Annotated in this window: 16 protein-coding genes; 8 read left to right on the plus strand and 8 right to left on the minus strand. The window is 64.8% G+C overall.

The genetic code is table 11. From position 1 onward, the window contains the following. Position 1 precedes the first annotated feature (1 nt). The 4 genes from radA to NS365_RS08300 all read left to right on the plus strand — a co-directional run bounded on the left by radA (position 2) and on the right by NS365_RS08300 (position 4,555). Positions 2–1,390: a DNA repair protein RadA gene (gene radA, locus NS365_RS08285; RefSeq protein WP_058599814.1), complete on the plus strand. Its 1,389-nt coding sequence runs from the start codon at positions 2–4 to the stop codon at positions 1,388–1,390. Positions 1,391–1,469: 79 nt separating this feature from the next. Then, the gene (locus tag NS365_RS08290; RefSeq protein WP_058599815.1) at positions 1,470–2,114 is read left to right on the plus strand and encodes a CvpA family protein; all 645 of its coding nucleotides are present in this window, start codon (positions 1,470–1,472) and stop codon (positions 2,112–2,114) included. Positions 2,115–2,273: 159 nt separating this feature from the next. Next, positions 2,274–3,725: an amidophosphoribosyltransferase gene (gene purF / locus NS365_RS08295; RefSeq protein ID WP_058599816.1), complete on the plus strand. Its 1,452-nt coding sequence runs from the start codon at positions 2,274–2,276 to the stop codon at positions 3,723–3,725. Positions 3,726–3,814: 89 nt separating this feature from the next. Next, entirely contained in the window at positions 3,815–4,555 is a 741-nt protein-coding gene (locus NS365_RS08300) for an SDR family NAD(P)-dependent oxidoreductase (RefSeq protein ID WP_058599817.1), read from the plus strand. 39 nt (positions 4,556–4,594) lie between these two features. Here NS365_RS08300 and NS365_RS08305 read toward each other — a convergent pair whose 3' ends face one another. The 5 genes from NS365_RS08305 to NS365_RS08325 all read right to left on the minus strand — a co-directional run bounded on the left by NS365_RS08305 (position 4,595) and on the right by NS365_RS08325 (position 10,208). After that, positions 4,595–5,149: a pyridoxamine 5'-phosphate oxidase family protein gene (locus NS365_RS08305; protein ID WP_058599818.1), complete on the minus strand. Its 555-nt coding sequence runs from the start codon at positions 5,147–5,149 to the stop codon at positions 4,595–4,597. Between the two features lie 12 nt (positions 5,150–5,161). Then, positions 5,162–5,962 carry a CDP-alcohol phosphatidyltransferase family protein gene (locus NS365_RS08310; protein ID WP_058599819.1) on the minus strand — a complete coding sequence of 267 codons (801 nt, stop codon included), beginning with the start codon at positions 5,960–5,962 and terminating at the stop codon, positions 5,162–5,164. Between the two features lie 3 nt (positions 5,963–5,965). Next, complete coding sequence (locus tag NS365_RS08315; RefSeq protein ID WP_275477554.1) at positions 5,966–6,709, minus strand: phosphatidylserine decarboxylase; 744 nt, start codon at positions 6,707–6,709, stop codon at positions 5,966–5,968. Positions 6,710–6,775: 66 nt separating this feature from the next. After that, positions 6,776–8,626: an ABCB family ABC transporter ATP-binding protein/permease gene (locus NS365_RS08320; RefSeq protein WP_058599821.1), complete on the minus strand. Its 1,851-nt coding sequence runs from the start codon at positions 8,624–8,626 to the stop codon at positions 6,776–6,778. A 322-nt stretch (positions 8,627–8,948) separates the two neighbouring features. Beyond that, positions 8,949–10,208 (minus strand): LysM peptidoglycan-binding domain-containing protein, encoded by a 1,260-nt coding sequence (locus NS365_RS08325; protein WP_153003704.1) that lies wholly within the window; start codon positions 10,206–10,208, stop codon positions 8,949–8,951. Between the two features lie 320 nt (positions 10,209–10,528). Between NS365_RS08325 and NS365_RS08330 the strand changes: the two genes are divergently transcribed. Then, entirely contained in the window at positions 10,529–11,569 is a 1,041-nt protein-coding gene (locus tag NS365_RS08330) for an SGNH/GDSL hydrolase family protein (protein WP_058599822.1), read from the plus strand. Positions 11,570–11,598: 29 nt separating this feature from the next. On the opposite strand, the gene NS365_RS08335 is transcribed toward NS365_RS08330, so the two are convergent. After that, positions 11,599–12,774, minus strand: a complete 1,176-nt coding sequence (locus tag NS365_RS08335; protein WP_058599823.1) for an acyltransferase family protein — start codon at positions 12,772–12,774, stop codon at positions 11,599–11,601. Next, positions 12,771–13,811: an acyltransferase family protein gene (locus tag NS365_RS08340; protein WP_058599824.1), complete on the minus strand. Its 1,041-nt coding sequence runs from the start codon at positions 13,809–13,811 to the stop codon at positions 12,771–12,773. Before NS365_RS08340 ends, NS365_RS08335 begins: the two co-directional genes overlap by 4 nt. 153 nt (positions 13,812–13,964) lie before the next feature. Between NS365_RS08340 and NS365_RS08345 the strand changes: the two genes are divergently transcribed. Further along, entirely contained in the window at positions 13,965–15,182 is a 1,218-nt protein-coding gene (locus NS365_RS08345; RefSeq protein WP_058599825.1) for a glycosyltransferase family 4 protein, read from the plus strand. Between the two features lie 12 nt (positions 15,183–15,194). Here the strand turns inward: NS365_RS08345 and rirA are convergent, their stop codons facing one another. After that, a complete protein-coding gene (rirA, locus tag NS365_RS08350) occupies positions 15,195–15,674 on the minus strand; it encodes an iron-responsive transcriptional regulator RirA (protein ID WP_058599826.1) in 480 nt (159 codons plus the stop codon). A gap of 269 nt (positions 15,675–15,943) precedes the next feature. Between rirA and NS365_RS08355 the strand changes: the two genes are divergently transcribed. Both NS365_RS08355 and livM read left to right on the plus strand, forming a co-directional pair. Next, the gene (locus tag NS365_RS08355) at positions 15,944–16,846 is read left to right on the plus strand and encodes an ABC transporter permease subunit (protein ID WP_058599827.1); all 903 of its coding nucleotides are present in this window, start codon (positions 15,944–15,946) and stop codon (positions 16,844–16,846) included. 5 nt (positions 16,847–16,851) lie between these two features. After that, positions 16,852–18,315, plus strand: coding sequence for a high-affinity branched-chain amino acid ABC transporter permease LivM (gene livM / locus NS365_RS08360; RefSeq protein WP_193753415.1), 1,464 nt, complete (start codon positions 16,852–16,854; stop codon positions 18,313–18,315). Positions 18,316–18,317 lie beyond the last annotated feature (2 nt).

Raw genomic sequence — 18,317 nt, forward strand, 5'->3', positions numbered from 1 at the left:
CATGGCCAAGCTCAAAACCTCCTTCATCTGCCAGAACTGCGGCTCGGTCTATTCCCGCTGGATGGGCAAGTGCGAAGCCTGCGGCGAGTGGAACACGATCGTAGAGGAGAGCGACACGGGTGGCATCGGCGGCGGGCCGATGAAGTCGCGCCGCAAGGGCCGCCCGGCGACCCTCCTCCCGCTGTCGGGCGACATGGAGGAGGCGCCGCGCATCATCTCCGGGATTGCGGAACTCGACCGCGTGACGGGCGGCGGCTTCGTGCGCGGCTCGGCGCTGCTGGTCGGCGGCGATCCCGGCATCGGCAAATCGACGCTCCTGATGCAGGCGGCGGCGGCGCTGGCGCGCGGCGGTCACCGCGTCGTCTATGTCTCGGGCGAAGAGGCGGTGGCGCAGGTGCGCCTGCGCGCGCAGCGCTTGAAGGCCGGCGACACGAGCGTCCAGCTTCTGGCCGAAACCAATATCGAGGACATCCTGGCGACCCTTGCGCAGGACAAGCGCCCGGACCTCGTGATCATCGATTCGATCCAGACCGTCTGGACCGACATGGCGGAGTCCGCGCCGGGCACGGTGACGCAGGTGCGCGCAGGGAGTCAGGCGCTGATCCGCTACGCCAAGTCGAGCGGCGCGACGGTGATCCTGGTCGGCCATGTCACAAAGGAAGGCCAGATCGCCGGACCCCGCGTGGTCGAGCATATGGTGGACGCGGTTCTCTATTTCGAAGGCGAAGGCGGACACCACTATCGCATTATGCGTACGGTGAAGAATCGCTTCGGGCCGACCGACGAGATCGGCGTGTTCGAAATGGGCGATGCGGGCCTGCGCGAAGTGGCCAACCCGTCCGAACTCTTTCTGGGCGAGCGCAATGGCAAATCGCCCGGCGCAGCCGTCTTTGCCGGCATGGAGGGCACGCGGCCGGTGCTGGTGGAAATCCAGGCTCTGGTCGCACCCTCGCCGCTCGGAACGCCGCGCCGCTCGGTCATCGGCTGGGACACGCCGCGCCTCGCCATGGTGCTGGCGGTGCTCGAAGCCCATTGCGGGGTCCGGCTCGGGCAGCATGACGTCTATTTGAACGTCGCGGGCGGCTATCGCATTCGCGAGCCGGCGGCCGATCTCGCGGTCGCTGCCGCCCTCGTCTCGTCCCTGTCGAACCGGCCGCTTCCGGCCGACAGCGTCTTCTTCGGCGAGATCAGCCTATCGGGCTCGGTGCGGCCGGTGTCCCACGCGGGCCAGCGGGTCAAGGAAGCGGAGAAGCTCGGCTTCCGGACCGCGATCCTGCCGTCATCCTCGGCCGATCTGCCCAAGCAGCGCGACGTCAAAGCGCTCGAAATCGAGACGCTTCCCCATCTCGTGGCCGAAGTCGCGGGCCGCCAAATCGAAGACGACACTTGATTTTCAGCGCCATCACACGGCAAAGAACTCGGATCGGGCGCTGAGCCGCCAAACACGGCCCGCCGAAGGCACGGAATCCATGACCCTGACGCTCCTCGATGCGATCCTCGTCGCCATCATGCTCGTTTCGGCGCTGCTCGCCATGGTGCGCGGCTTCTCGCGCGAAGTGCTTTCGGTGCTGAGCTGGGTGGCCGCCGCCGCTGCGGCCTTCTTCTTCTACAAGAAGCTCACCCCCTTCGCCCTGCAATATATTCACAACGAGAAGGTCGCGATGGCCGCCTCGGCCGCCGGCATCTTCTTCCTGACGCTGCTGATCGTTTCGTTCATCACGCTCAAGATCGCCGACTTCATTATCGACAGCCGCATCGGCGCGCTCGACCGCACGCTCGGCTTCCTGTTCGGCGCGGCGCGCGGCCTCCTCCTCGTTGTGGTCGCCATGGTGTTCTTCAACTGGCTGACGCCGCCCGACAGCGGCAACCAGCCGGTCTGGGTCACGCAGGCGCGCTCCAAGCCCATGCTGGACGAACTCGGTGCCAAGCTCGTCGCCGCGCTGCCCGACAATCCCGAGGCAACGATCCGCCAACGCTTCCAGGGTGGTCAGGCGACCCAGACGCCGGCCGGCGGCGCGGCGCAGGACAATGGTTCTGCCTCGGATCAGCCGGCTTCGATCGAAGACGCGATCCAGCAGAACGAGGAACAGCCGGCCGAAGCGCCGGCCAACTGAGAGGACCTGGGCCCGGCCCATCCTCCCCCTTGAAAGAATTGGCTCGGAGCTTAGTGCTCCGGGCCTTTTAGGTTTTTCATTCGTGTTTCATCAGCCGAACCCTTATATGACAATTGGGGGAGCGATGATCGGGACGGCGTGCAGGGAAAGTTCGAGCGCATGGACGAGACACCTTTCGACGACGACAGCCTGCACGAAGAGTGCGGCGTGTTCGGCATTTTCGGCCGCGCGGACGCAGCCGCGCTCGTCACGCTCGGGCTGCATTCGCTCCAGCACCGTGGTCAGGAAGCCGCCGGCATCGTGTCGTTCGATGGCAAGCAGTTCCATGTCGAGCGCCATGCCGGTCTGATCGGCGACACGTTCACCAAGCAATCCGTTCTGGAACGCCTGCCGGGCGAAGCGGCCATCGGCCACACGCGCTACGCGACGACGGGCGGCGGCGGCCTGCGCAACGTCCAGCCCTTCTTCGCCGAACTCTCGGCGGGCGGCTTCGCGGTCGCGCATAACGGCAATCTCACCAACGCCCTCACCGTGCAGCGCGAGTTGCAGCGGCGCGGCTCGATCTTTTCCTCCACGTCGGACACGGAAACGATCCTGCATCTCGTCGCGACGAGCGGCGCGCGGCACTTCAACGACAAGCTGATCGACGCGCTGTCGCGGCTCGAAGGCGCCTTCTCGCTCGTCGGCATGGCGCCCGGCCGCATGATCGGCGTGCGCGATCCGCTCGGCATTCGCCCGCTCGTCTTGGGCGAGCTGGAAGGCTCGCTGATTCTCGCCTCCGAGACCTGCGCGCTGGACATTATCGGCGCCGATTTCGTTCGCGACATTCAGCCCGGCGAGATGGTGACCATCACCGACAGCGGCATCGAGTCGGCCTTTCCCTTCCAGGCGCGTCGCTCGCGCTTCTGTATCTTCGAATATGTTTATTTCGCCCGACCCGACTCGAATGTCGAAGGGCGCAATGTCTATGAAATCCGTAAGCGCATCGGCGCGGAACTGGCGCGCGAGAGCAAGGAAATGGGCGATATCGTCGTGCCCGTTCCCGATTCCGGCGTGCCCGCCGCCATCGGCTACGCGCAGGAAGCCAAGCTTCCCTTCGAGCTCGGCATCATCCGCAATCACTATGTCGGCCGCACGTTCATCCAGCCGACCGACTCGATCCGCCACATGGGCGTCAAACTCAAGCACAATGCCAACCGCTCGATGATCGAGGGCAAGCGTGTGATTCTCGTGGACGATTCGATCGTTCGCGGCACCACCTCGCAGAAGATCGTCCAGATGGTTCGAGAGGCCGGCGCGGTGGAAGTCCACATGCGCATCGCATCGCCGCCGACGCGCGCCTCCTGCTTCTACGGCGTCGATACGCCGGAGAAGTCGAAGCTTCTGGCGTCGCGCATGACGATCGAGGAAATGCGCGATTATATCCAGGTCGACAGCCTCGGCTTCGTGAGCATCGACGGCTTGTACCGCGCGTCCTTCGAGCCGGAGCGCAACCCGCACGCGCCGCAGTTCTGCGACGCCTGCTTCACGGGCGATTACCCGACGGCGCTGACCGATTTCGACGGCGCCGACAATGTGCGCCAGCTCTCCATGCTGGGCGGCAACGGCTAAGCCGGGTTCAAACACGCCGCGCCATCCGCTAGACAGACCGCCGAACGAGGCGGTCTGTCGGCTGCCTTCGCAATGGGAGGCTTCAGGATATGGCTCGTCAACTCGAAGGGCGCGTCGCGCTCGTCACGGGCGCATCGCGCGGCATCGGCTATCAACTCTCGAAGCTTTTGGCGGCTGAAGGCGCGCATGTCATTGCCGTGGCCCGCACGGTCGGCGGGTTGGAAGACCTCGACGACGAAATCAAGGCCGCCGGCGGCTCCGCGACGCTCGTGCCTCTCGACCTCACCGACATGGCCGGGATCGATCGCCTGGGCGGCGCGATCCACGAGCGCTGGGGCAAGCTCGATGTGCTCGTCGCCAATGCCGGCGTGCTCGGTATTCTCGCTCCGATCGGCCATATCGAAGCAAAGACCTTCGAAAAGACGATGAACGTCAACGTGACGTCCACCTGGCGCGTCATCCGCTCGGTCGACCCGCTCCTGCGCCTGTCGGATGCGGGACGCGCCATCGTCCTGTCATCCGGAGCGGCGCATTCCTGCAAGGCTTTCTGGGGGCTCTACGCGGCCACCAAGGCAGCCGAAGAGGCTCTGGTGCGCTCCTGGGCAAACGAAACGGTGAACACACCGCTGCGCGTCAATTCCGTCAATCCCGGTGGCACGCGCACGGCCATGCGCGCACAGGCGCTGCCGGGTGAAGATCCGGCCACCCTGCCCTCGCCGGCCGAGGTCGCCGCGAAAATTCTGCCGCTGGCGTTCCCAAGTCTCACGGAGACCGGCCGGCTCTTCGACGTGCGCAAGAACCGCTTCCTCTCCTATCGCGACCCGGAGTGAAACAGGCCGGCATTGGCGGCTCCGGGCCGCCAATGCCTGTCAGCTTTCCACGAAGCCGGTCGGAAGTCCGTCCATGCTCAGGAGGTTCTTTTCCTGGCGATAGGCGCGCAGGCCCTCCTCGCCCTTTGCCTCGGCCCATCGATCCAGCGTCGGACGCTCGCCCGCTGGCTCGAACAAGGGCACCTTGAAGCCGCAGGACGTCTGCACGAGGTCGATGTCGAGAAACACGATCTGCCGCGCGCCGAGCGGCTCTTCGCTCGCATAATGCGCGTCGAGAAAGGCGCGATAATCGGGTGAGCCGCGAAAGGCGACGCGGCCCTGGCCATAGAGACGCAGGATCAGGGGAGCGCCTTCGAAGGCGCAGAACATGATGGTCAGGCGACCGTCCACGCGTAGGTGCGCAGCCGTCTCGCTCCCCGAACCCGTGAGGTCGAGATAGGCCACGGAATTGGACCCGAGCCGATGGAAATGGTCGGTCGGCCGAGGCGAGATGTTGATGCGCGTTCCCTCGGCCGCGCTCGCGGTGAAGAAGATCTTCTGCGCATCGATAAAGCCGGCCAAGCGCTCATCGATCTCGGAAAACTGCTTGGCCATGATGATGATGCCTCAGACGGATTGGGCGTGATGGGCCGCGTCCTGGCGCCTGTAGGAGCGGACCGAAAACGGGATCGATGCGTAATAGGCGAGCGCGGAGATGGTGAGCGTTTCCCAGAAGAAGCTGAGAAGCAGGCCGATATAGAGAACGACGATCAGCACGATCCAGACGAAATGGTCCCGCCGGACAGGGAGGCCGATCGTCTTGCCGGAAAAGGTCGGGATGCGGCTCGCCATCAGAAGACCGACGCAGACCAGATAAATGGATGCGAAAGCGCCGGAGACCTCCGGTACGTTGAGATTGCCGGCAAAGCTCAGGTAAACCGGGAACAGGGCCAGCCCCGCCCCTGCCGGCGAGGGTACGCCAGTGAAATAGGCGCTTTTCCAGGCCGGGCGGTTCGGCTCGTCCAGCATCGTGTTGAAGCGCGCCAAGCGCAGCGCGCAGCCCGCGATGTAGAGAAGCGCCGCGATCCAGCCGATCGAGCCGACCGCATGGAGCGAATGCGCGTAGAGAAGCAGTGCGGGTGCGACGCCGAAATTCACGATGTCGGCGAGTGAATCCATTTCCGCCCCGAAACGGCTCTGTCCGTTGACGAGGCGGGCGATGCGCCCGTCAATCCCGTCCAGAAAAGCCGCGCCGAGCACGAGCCCGACAGCGAGTTCGAAGCGACCTTCGAAGGCGAAGCGAATGCCCGTCACGCCCGCGCAGATCGACAGGATCGTGATGAGGTTCGGCAGAACCTGACGGAAGGTGACGCGCGCGGCGGGCTGGCGCGGTGTGGCGGGATCGCTGGGCGGAGGCGCGGCGCTCATGGATCAGTCCTTGCGCCAGGAGACGTGGGGGGCGTTCACGGCAAATTCCGCGATCACGGTTTCACCCGCAATGGCCGTCTGCCCTTCGGCGACACGCGCCACCGTGCCATCCGGGAGATAGACGTCGAGGCGCGAGCCGAAGCGGATCAGGCCGAAGCGCTCGCCGGCTTCCAGATGGTCGCCCGTGCGCGAGAAGACGATGATGCGGCGTGCGATCGCGCCCGCGATCTGCACGACGCCGACCTCGCCGCGCGGGTTCTCGATCACCATGGAAGAGCGCTCGTTCACCTCGCTCGCCTTGTCCAGCTCGGCATTGGCGAACTTGCCTTCCTTATAGGCGATGCGCGCGATGCGCCCGCGCGCCGGGGCGCGGTTCACATGGCAGTTGAAGACATTCATGAAGATCGACACGCGCAGCAGCGGCTCGTCTCCGAGGCCGAGTTCGGCCGGGGGCACCACATGGCCGACCAGCGACACGCGCCCATCCGCCGGACTCACCACAAGGTGATCGGCAACGGGCGTCACGCGCTCGGGATCGCGGAAGAAATAGGCGCACCAGAGGGTCAGCACGAGCCCGACCCAGAACAGCGGCTGCCAGAGGAGCCCAAGAAGCAGAGCGGCGACGAAGAACCCGGCGATGAAAGGATAGCCCGCCCGGTGAATCGGCACCAAGGCGTTTCGGATCGAGGCGATCATGTCCATCGGGGCATTGGTCCTTCGTGGGGTATCGTGGCCGCGATTTCGCAGCCATCGGGACACGACACATAGGGAGAAACGCGCCCGCGCTCAACGTTGGCGCGCGAGCTTATGATCTCAAACCGTCTCGGTCGGTCGCTTGCGATCGAGAATGCCGAGCGCATCGGCCTCGCGGGCGCGGCGCAGCGTTTCTTCCGCTTCGCTTTCCTCGCGCTGCATTCGCCACATCTCGGCATAGAGGCCGTTGGACTGGAGGAGATCGCGATGCGAGCCGCGCTCCACGATCACACCGGCGCGCAAGACGATGATCTCGTCGGCATCGATGATCGTGGACAAGCGATGCGCGATGGTCAGCGTCGTGCGATGGCGGGAGACGAGTTGCAGCGCGCTTTGAATGTCCTGCTCGGTATGGGTATCGAGCGCCGAGGTCGCCTCGTCCAGGACGAGGATCGGCGGGCTTTTCAGCAGGGTGCGCGCGATCGCCACGCGCTGCTTCTCGCCACCCGACAATTTCAGACCGCGCTCGCCCACCATCGTGTCGAACCCATCGGGCAGAAGCTCGATGAAGCGCGAAATCTGCGCGAGGTCGGCGGCCTTCTGGACTTCCTCGTCCGAGGCCGAGGGCCGACCGTAGCGGATGTTGTAGCGGATCGTATCGTTGAAGAGCACCGTGTCCTGCGGCACGATGCCGATGGACTTGCGCACGCTTTCCTGCCGGACCTCCGAAATATCCTGACCGTCGATGGTGATGCGGCCGGAATCCAGATCGTAGAAGCGGAACAGAAGTCGCGAGATGGTGGACTTGCCCGCGCCCGACGGGCCGACGATCGCGACCGACTTGCCCGCCGGCACCTCGAAGGACACCCCGCGAAGGATTTGGCGCTCGGGGTCGTAACCGAACCGCACATCCTCGAAGCGGATCGCGCCCTGCGCCACGACGAGATCGGGCGCACCCGGCCGGTCCTTCACCTCCTGCCGGATGTCGAGGAGGTTGAACATCTCCTCCATATCGGTCAGCCCCTGGCGAATTTCGCGATACACGAAACCGATAAAGTTCAGCGGCACGGAGAGCTGCATGAGAAGCGCATTGATGAAGACGAAATCGCCGATCGTCTGCGTGCCCGCGCGCACTTCCATCGCCGACATGACCATGGCGATGCCCATGCCGGCCGAGAAGATCACGCCCTGCCCGAAGTTCAGCCAGCCGAGCGAGGTCCAGGTTTCGGTCGCGGCCTTCTCATAGCGCGCCATCGAGCGGTCGTAGCGATCGGCCTCCATGGTCTCGTTGCCGAAATATTTCACCGTCTCGAAATTCAGGAGCGAGTCGATCGCCTTGGTGTTGGCGTCCGTGTCGCTGTCGTTCATCTCGCGGCGAATGGTGATGCGCCAGTCGCTCGCCTTGATGGTGAACCAGCCATAGAGCACCACCGTCGCGCTGATGACCACGAGATAGGACAGGCCGTAGCTGAAGCCGAAGATCGCGGCCGTCAGTGCGAATTCCAAGAGCGTCGGCAGCGTGTTGAGGATCGTGAAGCGCACGATCGTCTCGATGCCCTTGGTGCCGCGCTCGATGATGCGGCTTAGCCCCCCCGTGCGCCGCTCCAGATGGAAGCGCAGCGAGAGCTGATGCATATGAACGAAGGTCTGGTAGGCCAGGATGCGAACGGCATATTGGCCGACGCTGGCAAAGAGCGAGTCGCGCAACTGATTGAGCGCCACGGACACGACACGGGCGATGTTATAGGCGACGACCAGTGTCACCGCCCCGGTCAGCACCAGCGGGAGCCAGCCCTGCGCGGAGTTCACCCCGTTGAGCGCGTCGGTCGCCCACTTGTAGAAATAGGGAATGCCGACCGTCAGGATCTTGGCGAGCACGAGGAAAAAGCTCGCCCAGAGCACGCGGCCGCGAAGATCGGGCCGCTCCTGCGGCCACATATAGGGCCAGAGATTGGCCAGCGTGCGCCACATGGCGCTGCCATCGCCGGACACGGCTTTCGGTTTTGTATCGGACAAGGAAGCGATCCATTCAGAAGGCAGCCCGCTCAAGGCCGCAGCGGCGGCTCTTGCGCCGCCCGATTTGGATCGGTTCTAGTCCTGTAGCCTTACGGAAACCAGTCCCCCAAGCCATGCCTTTGGTGAACGGACCGGCACGAAACTCTTAGCGCTTGTTTGGAAACTCAGGCGGGTCGGTACGAGGGATATTTCCCCGCCCTCGTTTCGTTGCCCATGTCAGCCGATGCCCCCGGCATCGACGGCGTTTGGCACCTTGCGGAACCCAGAGATGCGGTGGTCAACCGTCTTTTTCGGGAACGCGAAACACTTGGCCGGGATAGATGCGGTTCGGGTTGCGGATCTGATCGCCATTGGCGAGATAGATCACTGTGAAGCGGCTGCCGCGCCCATAGGTGTTGCGCGAGATGCGCCAGAGCGTGTCGCCCTTGCGGATGATCACACGGGCATCGACGCGCTCCAAGGCCGGCTGCATGATCTGAGCTTGCGCGTCCGCCGTGGTCGCGGGCGCTTCCGCCTCCTGGGCGCTTCCTTCGGCCGGTGCGGTTGCCGGCTGAGCGTCGGCAGGCGCAATCGCGGCGAGAGGCGCTGTGTCGGGCCGGTTGAATGGCACCTCGACCCGCGCCACCACTTGGCCCGCCGCGTCCAGCTCGTCGGCGCGCACCATATGGTCCCCGACCGAAACGGGAGCGTTCGCGCTGGCGATGAAGCGATCACCCGCCCCGCCCATCGCCTCCGCGACGAACGTATCGTCGAGATAGACGTGGACCTTGGCGCGCTCGCGGGCCGCGCCCGCAATGAAGAGCTTGCCATCTTCGGCTTCAACAGCCTCGACGGACAGCGGTGCGGGCGGAGCTTTGGTCTCGCCGGCCGTCGGGGCCGTGTCCGACGCTGCGGTTTGAGGCGCGTCCGCCGGAGGGGTTCGGCTCGAAGCCGCCGCCGCGCTCGGCGCCTGCGGCTTGGCAGCCGGTCCCTGCGCTTCGGGCTTCACCACAATTTCGGAGGCTTCGCCGGGCCGCTCCACCATCACGAGGAGCTCGCCCTCGCGACCCTTCTGCGGAACATTGACGATCGCGGTTTCCGCCCGCTCGGGGTCCGCCGGCCCGGCGGTGCCGGACAAAGCCAGCCGATGCTGGCCGACCGGCAATGTCAGATCGAGTGCGAACGCACCCGTCGCATCGGTCTTGGCTTCCGCCAAACGCTCGGAGCCGCTTTGCAGCGAGACGGTGCTGTTGGGCGCGGCGCGCCCGGCCACCACGGCCGCACCGTCCGGCTCCACCCGCACCACGTCGAAGCTCGGCGTGGCGGATGCCTCGTTGGTGGTGATCTGAGCACCCGGCGCGTTCGGCTGCGCTGGTGTCGGCGCTTCGGCAACGGGCTTGGCCGCCGGCGCATCCGACGTCACGCCCGGCGCAGAGCTGGCCACTGGCACGGCGCTCGTTGAACGGCTCGTTGGGATCTCGAGCAAGCCGTAGTGCCAGCCGCCCGCAAAGGCCACTGCCGCCAAGGCCAGAACCGAAACTCCCAGACGCGCCTTCATCGAATCTCGCCAATTTGATCTAAAAAATTGATTACAAACACACTTTACCGTCGCTGGGCTGGTGCGGCAACGCTCCATGGCACAGGAAGGTTAGCGGGGGAAGCATCCGGCGCGTTTTGGGTGGCTGGCAAGCGATCTCCAAGAGGCCGGGACGATCGTGGCTCAGAGACCATCAACCTCCGCCAAATCGATCGACCCAAGATCGGCATGGCCTTAGAACCTGCCAGCCCCGCGATTTGGAAATGTCTCCCGAGCATGCATGATGGCTTCATCCCGGCAAATCCTTCCAGCCGATTGCCTCCACACCACCCGGATCGCCCATGCTTCGCGCCCGCTCCCTCCTCCTGCGCCCTGCCTTCGGGCTTGCGCTCGCCATCGCCCTGCCGGTCGCGGCGCACAGCGAAACAGCCGAGCGTCCCGGGCGGTGGATCGGGCAGGTGGACGAGAGCCGGAGGCTTTTCGACTGGCCGGGCAGCGGAGCCGGTTTTGCGATCGAAGGATCCCGGCTTTCGGTGCGGCTCGGCAATCAAGGCGAGAACAGTCTGGAGATCGTGGTGGACGGCGTATCTCGCAGGCTCGATCTTCGGACCGGCGAGCAGGATTATGAAATCTTCGACGGCACCCAAGGCCGCCACCAGATCAAGCTCCTGAAGCGCACGGAAGGCGATGTGGGCGCTGTCCGCCTCGTTTCAGCCGAGACCGACGGGCGCTTCGTCCCGCCCCAAGCGCCACGGCGTCGCATTCTGGTGATCGGCGATTCCATTTCGACCGGCTATGGCATCGAAGGGCGCGGGCCCGAATGCCTCGCGACGCCTCAGACACAGAACCAGATGCTGACCTATGCCGGCCAGACTGCGGCGGCGCTCGATGCGGAAGCGACGGTTCTGGCGGCTTCCGGGCGCGGGCTGGTTCGAAACTACAATGGCGCGACGGAGGGCACGATGCGCGATCTCGCGGACCGGGCGGTGCAGTCGCAAGCCGAGCCGAGCCACCCGGCAAAGGGGCCGTTCGATCTCGTGCTGGTTCACCTCGGCACCAATGATTTCGTCAAGGACGGCACACCACCCGGTTTCGGAGAGGCGTATGAGGCCGGACTGAGGACTTTGCGCCAACGCTACCCCGACGCCTCGATCTACGCTCTGATCGGCCCGATGCTCGCACCCGACCGGTTCGACGCCGCATCAAGGGCGATCCGGAGCGCGGTCGAAACGCGGCAGCGGGCGGGTGACCGACAGGTTCGTTTCTTCCCCTTTGCCCCGCCGCCCACTTCCTTCGGTTGCGCATGGCATCCCGGCGTCGAGGGGCAGCGCGACATGGCGGAAAGGTTGATCGAGCGCGTGAAGGCCGATCAGGGCTGGTAACGTGGCGATGTGCAGGGCGCTGTGTCAGATCAGCGGCTGGGTTGAGCCGCTTCGGCCGGCCGCCGGGACGCCATCGTGCCGCCCGACGCCAGACGTTTTCCGATGGCCTGGCTGGGTCGCTCGATGAAGCGCCATGTGAGAGCCGAAACGACGATCGTTCCCGACAGGATCAGAGCTAGAACTACGATCTCGCCGGTGAGCGTATCGGCCATGATCTTGGTACCGGGGGCGACCTCCACGAAGATCGGCCGGTGCCAAAGCTTCTCCGCCAGGGTTGCCGCGTTGGTCAGCCGCGCGATGACGAAGGCATGGGTCATGTAGAGGGAATAGGACAGGAGCCCGAGCAGCATGACGGGCCGCGATTTCAGGAGCCGGCTGACCCAGCCGCCCTCATGCGCCAGAACGAAGATCGCCGCCATAAAGACGAACGGCGCGGCGATGGAGAGCTTGGCCGTGCCGAACAGGCTGACGAAGCCGATCACATAGAGAACGGTCGCGAGTTCCAGCAGCGTCCAGCGCATGGTCGGAACCGGAGGCACGTCGCAACGCAGGCGCTCCCATAGGAAAAGGCGCAGCAAGGCCCCCAACGAAAAGCCGACGAGGCACCGCAGCCAGCCATAATCCACATGCGCCTCGATATGGCCGAGCCGCACGAGAAGAAAGGCGCTGCCCGCCAGTGCCAGGATCGGCAGGATGGCGCGCAGCCAGCGTGCAGCGCCGACAGTCAGAGCCGCGAAGATGATGTAGGATACGAATTCGGCGGATATGCTCCAGCTCGGATAGTTCCAGCTGAGCTGGCTGACGAAGCCGAACGAATGCGTCAGCAGCAGATTGTGAAGGAAGGTCTCGGGCGTCTGCGCACCGTCCCACCCGCGCCCGCCACGCATGATGAGTTCGAACACGAGAAACAGCATCAGCATCGCGAAGTGCAGCGGATAGACGCGCCAGAACCGCGCCTGGATGAAATCGGCCCATCGCCTGCCCGCCATCAGCCGCGCGCCCCAGGAATGGGCGATCACGAAGCCGGAGAGGACGAAGAAGAAATCCACGAAAAGAAAGCTGTGCCGCACAAAGGCCGATTGCCCGATCGGGCCGGCGATGGGCGCGTGCAGCAGAACCACCATGAGCGCGCAGAGGCCGCGACAGCCGTCGAGCGCATCGAAGCGCATCTCACTGAGTGGTGTGGCTTGGCTCTGTGCCGTCATCGGATATGCCCCACCATGGCGCCGACCGGCGGCTTGCGTGCGAAATGGGTGCGGGCGGTCAGTCCGAGCAGCGGCTTTTCGACGAGGCGATAGCAGAGGACGCCGATCAGAGCCGACACGGCCGCCGCGCTCGCGATGAAGACGAGACCGCCGCCCGTCAGCATCGACCAGCCCTCCGCGACCCACAGCTTGCCGAAGACCGGCAGAGCGAGCGCGTGGGTGAGGTACAGCGAATAGGACGCATCCCCCAGAAGAAGCAGCGGCCGCCACGCGGGCTGGGCTGCGTCCCGCCGGCCGAGCGCCGCACCGGCGACGATCAGAAGCGCGGGGAGACCGGCCTTGACGAAGCGCGGGAGTTCCACCGGCTCCAGCCAGATCAGGAGCGCGAAGCCCGCGAGCGTCAGAAGAACGCCCGTTCCCGCCGCCATCCGAAAGCCGGCTCGAAACACGAGAGCGATCGCGATCCCCAGCGCGAATTCGAGAATGATGGCATCGGCGTAGAAGACCGGGATCGGCGCGCCGAGATGGCCGAGCGTCACGACCGCCCCCAGCACGCCCATGACAATCCAGGGCCTGAGCGCACGCGGCGCGAAGAGCGCGCTCGCCATGACGAAATAAAAGGCCATCTCGTAGTTCAGCGTCCAGCCTGGAACGAGAACCGGAAAGATCGCATCGAGCTTGGGATGCTGCATTGGAATGAAGAGCAGCGAAGCCGCGAGGTGACGCAGGTCGAACACCGTGGAGGCGAGAAGCGCCGGTCTGACCAGCGCGATGGCCGCCACGAGCAGCGTCAGCGCCCAATAGAGCGGCGCGATACGCAGGAGACGCTTCAGCATGAAATCGAAGGGCTTGGCATCCGACTTGTCGGCGGCGACGAAGATGATGAACCCGCTGATGACGAAGAACACGTCCACGCCGAGCGCGCCGACGCGGAACGGATTGCCAAAGCCGGTCTGGCGCTCCAGCATCTCGAACGCATGGAAGATCACGACCATGAGGGCCGCGATCCCGCGCAGATACTGAATGCGAATAATCATCGTCGCGACCGCCTCGACCAGACGCGGCCATGCTAGGATCGGATTCTTAACGCCGGTTCAATGTCTGGCTCTTATCTCGCCCCGACCTTGGTAGAACCCGCGCCCTTTCCCAGCCGCAGCGGCGCGTCGGACAAAGACAGAATTCACCGCCTCATGCTGCGCAATCGCACCTTCCTCTTCATCCATCAGAATTTCCCCGGCCAGTTCCTGCACCTGTGCCGACACCTCGCGCGGGACAACCGGGTTATCTTCCTGTCGCTCAAGACCCCCAACCGGCTGACCGGCGTCGAGGTCGAGGCCTACGCGCTGCATCGCGAGCCCGATCCGCGTATTCACCCGTACCTGTCGGGTTCGGAGCGCGGCGTCCTCTACGGACAGGCCGTCGCGCGCAAGCTGATCCAGCTTCAGCGCCAGGGCATCAGGCCCGATCTGATCGTCGGGCACACGGGCTGGGGCGAGACGCTCTTCGTCAAGGACGTCTTCCCGGACACTCCCCTGCTCAGCTATTTCGAATTCTTCTACAGCGCCGAAGGGGCGGATGTCGGCTTCGACCCGGAATTTCCGGCCGACCCGGAGGTGAAGTTCCGGCTGCGCATCCGCAACCAGGCCATTCTCTCCTGCCTCGACGCAACCGACCGGGGTCTGTCCCCGACGCTCTGGCAGCATTCTCGATTGCCGAAGGTCTATCAGCAGAAGGTAGCCGTCATCCATGACGGCGTGGATAGTGACGCTGTGCGGCCCGATCGCGAGGCGCGGCTGGAACTGCCCGATGGAACGGTGCTCGACCGCTCAAAGCCCGTCGTCACCTATGTCGCGCGCAATCTCGAGCCCTATCGCGGCTTTCACGTCTTCATGCGGGCGGTCGCCTCTATTTTGGAATCCCACCCAACGGCCCATATCGTGATCGTGGGCGGCGACGAGGTGAGCTACGGCCAGCGTCTGCCGAACGGCGAGAGCTTTCGCGAACGCGCCCTTCGGGAGGTCTCGCTCGATCTGTCGCGCGTCCATTTCACCGGGAAGCTACCCTATAGCCTCTATCTCAGACTACTTCAGGTTTCCTCGGCGCATGTCTATCTGACCTACCCGTTCGTCCTGTCCTGGTCGATGCTGGAGGCGATGTCGGCTGGCTGCCTCCTGATTGCCTCGCGCACCAGCCCGGTCGAAGAGGTCGTTCAGGACGGCGAAAACGGGCTTCTGGTGGATTTCTTCGATCCGGCCGGCATCGCCGAGAGAGTAACGGAAGCGCTACGCGAGCCTGCGCGCTTCGAGGCGCTGCGGGCCGCGGCTCGGCGGACCGTGGTGGAGCGCTACGATCTCCAGCGCGTCAGCTTGCCCGCGCAGCTCAAGCTGGTGCGGGACATGATCGGCTGAACCCGCAGGCTCTCAGTTCAGCGCAGGCGCCAAAGCGGGGGTCGGCGCGGCGACCGGCAGCGACAGGCCGAGGCGGTTGCGGATCGAGCCGCTCGAGTTGACGAGCGCTTCGATCGTGTAGCCGCCCAACGTGGTGAGGAAGGCGTTCAGCGCGTCGCGCAGCGCCGCGTTCAGAGCGCAACTGTCGATCAGCGGGCAGTCCACCGCGCCGGTCTCGAAGCACTCCGCCATGGCGAAGCTCTCCTCCGTCACTTCCACCACGGCGCGCAGCGTGATCGCGCCGGCGGGCTGCCCCAAGCGAATGCCGCCGTTGCGACCGCGCACCGTCTGGACGAAACCCGCCTCGACCAGCGGCTGGAGAATCTTGAAGAGGAAGAGTTCGGACACGTTATAGGCCGCCGCGATCTCACCGACCCGGCTGAGACGGTCGTCATTGGCCGCGCAATACATGAGAATGCGGATGGCGTAGTTGGTCTGGCGGGTCAGGCGCATGGCGCACTCCTCGAAGGGCGCCGAACCGGTCGGCGAGCGCAGTCGTTGCAGGACTTATTAGAATAATTCCAAGTTCATGGGAAGCCGGCCCGTCGAATGTGACACTTCCGTGTCTTCCGCACTTGTTTTCCACGACCGAACCGCGTGCGACCATTGGCGAAGCGGGAACTGATTGCTAAGCCATTATTCATGCCTCTTCGTCAGGCAGACGAAATTCTCGCCGCTGCGCTTCGAGATCGAACGAAACTGGCCCGAAACAAAGGCGTTTCATGGATTATTTTCTCCAACAGCTCATCAATGGCGTCACGCTCGGGTCGATCTACGGCCTGATCGCGATCGGCTACACGATGGTTTACGGCATTATCGGCATGATCAACTTCGCCCATGGCGAGGTCTTCATGATCGGGTCGTTCATCGCCCTGACCGTGTTCCTGATCCTGACCGCGATCGGCCTGACCTTCCTTCCGCTGATCCTGCTTCTGATGGTCGTGGTCGCCATGATCTTCACTGCGCTCTGGGGTTGGTCCATCGAGCGCATCGCCTATCGCCCGCTGCGCGGCTCCTTCCGCCTCGCGCCGCTGATCACCGCGATCGGCATGTCGATCTTCCTGCAGAACTTCGTGCAGCTGGCGCAGGGCGCGCGCGTCAAGCCGCTGCCGCCACAGGTGCAGGGCAGCATCACGGTCATGGAGGGCGTGCAGATTTCCTACATGCAGATCCTGATCATCCTCACGACGCTCGTTCTGATGGCCGGGTTCACCGCGCTGATCACGCGCACCCCGCTCGGCCGGCAGCAGCGCGCCTGCGAGCAGGACGCCAAGATGGCCTCGCTTCTCGGCGTCAACGTGGACCGCACGATCTCGCTGACCTTCGTCATGGGCGCTTCGCTGGCCGCCGTCGCGGGCACGATGTATCTTCTCTATTACGGCGTCATCGACTTCTACATCGGCTTCCTGGCCGGCGTGAAAGCCTTCACCGCAGCCGTTCTGGGCGGCATCGGCTCGCTGCCGGGCGCCATGCTCGGCGGCCTCGCGATCGGTCTCATCGAGACCTTCTGGTCCGGCTACTTCTCGGTCGAATACAAGGACGTCGCGGCCTTCTCGATCCTCGCGATCACGCTGATCTTCCTGCCCTCCGGCCTTCTCGGCCGCCCGGAAGTCGAGAAGGTCTGATCCCCATGGCATCGACACCCAACGTACCCTCCGCCTCGCCGGTCGGCGCCGAGCGCGAATTCGAAAACCAGCGGGACGCCGTCGCGGGCGAGCCGCCCTTCACGCCCGAGCCCGTGGTGCGGCTGTCCGTCGCACAAGCTTTGCGCGAGGCGGCCATCACGGCGGCCATCGTCGGTCTGCTGACGGTCTTCTTCGTCGCCGTTCGCAGCGACATCGCGCCGGGCGGCCTCGTCCTCTACACGCGCTGGGACCTCTGGCTGACCTTCGTCGCCATCGCCTTCGGTGTGCGCTTCGTCCTCAGCCTCGCCCTGTTCCAGCGCCGCACGGCGGGCGTGTCCGGCAAGAGCAAGACCGCCAAAAGCGTCAAGGCGGCCGGCGGCTTCTCGATCGGTAAGGCGCTCAGCATCGTCTTTCTCCTGATCGCGCTGGTGCTGCCCTTCCTGATCCAGGCGCTCTTCCCGTCCAGCGACCGCTATCTGATCGACCTCGCCATCCTGATCCTGACCTATGTCATGCTCGGCTGGGGGCTGAACATCGTGGTCGGCCTCGCTGGCCTTCTCGATCTTGGCTATGTCGCCTTCTATGCCGTGGGCGCCTATTCCTTCGCGCTTCTGGCGATCAATTTCGAGCTGGGCTTCTGGGTCTGCCTGCCCATGGCCGGCCTGTTCGCCGCCCTCTGGGGCATCGTGCTCGGCTTCCCCGTGCTGCGCCTACGCGGCGATTATCTCGCGATCGTGACGCTGGCTTTCGGCGAGATCATCCGCGTCGTGCTGCTCAACTGGGGCCAGTTCACCGGCGGCCCGAACGGGCTTCTGGGCATTCCGCGCCCGACCCTGTTCGGACTGGAGTTCGGACGCGGCGAAGGCTCGTTCTCGGACTATTTCGGCATTCCCTACAGCAGCATTCACCGCTTCATCTTCCTCTACTACATCATCCTGGCGCTCGCCCTTCTCACCAATTTCGTGACGCTGCGCCTGCGCAAGATGCCGGTCGGCCGCGCCTGGGAAGCCCTGCGGGAAGACGAGATCGCCTGCCGCGCGCTCGGCATCAACACGACCAATGTGAAGCTCACGGCCTTCGCCACGGGCGCGATGTTCGGCGGCTTTGCCGGCTCGTTCTTCGCCACGCGCCAGGGCTTCATCTCTCCGGAAAGCTTCACCTTCCTGGAATCGGCGATCATCCTCGCCATCGTGGTTCTGGGCGGCCTCGGCTCGCAGCTCGGTGTCGTCTTCGCCTCGCTGGTGATGATCGGCGGCATCGAGCTGATGCGAAACCTCACCTTCATCCAGGACATTCTGGGCAGCGACTTCGACCCCGGCCGTTATCGCATGGTGCTCTTCGGCGTCGCCATGGTCGCGATCATGGTCTGGAAGCCGCGCGGCCTCGTGTCGTCCCGCCAGCCCTCGGCTGTCTATAAGGAGCGCAAGGCCATCGGTGCCGACATGGTGGCGCAGGGCGAGGGACATTGACC

The organism is Aureimonas ureilytica (genome assembly GCF_001475935.1).
GTDB lineage: Bacteria > Pseudomonadota > Alphaproteobacteria > Rhizobiales > Rhizobiaceae > Aureimonas > Aureimonas ureilytica_A.